1 protein-coding gene is annotated in these 228 nt (G+C 34.6%); it reads right to left on the bottom strand.

Going from position 1 to position 228, the window contains the following annotated elements:
• A partial coding sequence (locus tag R0K30_RS23985; protein ID WP_410613591.1) for a collagenase occupies positions 1-228 on the bottom strand: 228 nt, incomplete at both ends.

Genomic DNA, 228 nt, shown 5'->3' with positions numbered 1-228 from the left:
CTCTAAATTCCATACAAAATGATCCGCTTTTGCATAGCTTGCTTCATAAGCTACAAAGTTGGCTTCGTTATCTGTATCAGAAGGATCGCCCTCTAAATACATTCCGCCATTATTAGTATTAATACCAAAAATGGCTTTAGCATACTTGCTATAATCATCACTACTATCAAAAATATTTACGTATAAAAAACGGTTATAATCATCCGCGACAGGTATATTTTCTGTGGC

The organism is Bacillus sp. SIMBA_154 (assembly GCF_046536015.1).
Lineage (GTDB): Bacteria > Bacillota > Bacilli > Bacillales > Bacillaceae > Bacillus > Bacillus pumilus_P.
The sequence above is the reverse complement of the archived record's forward strand: the minus strand, read 5'-3'. Positions and strand labels throughout refer to the sequence as shown.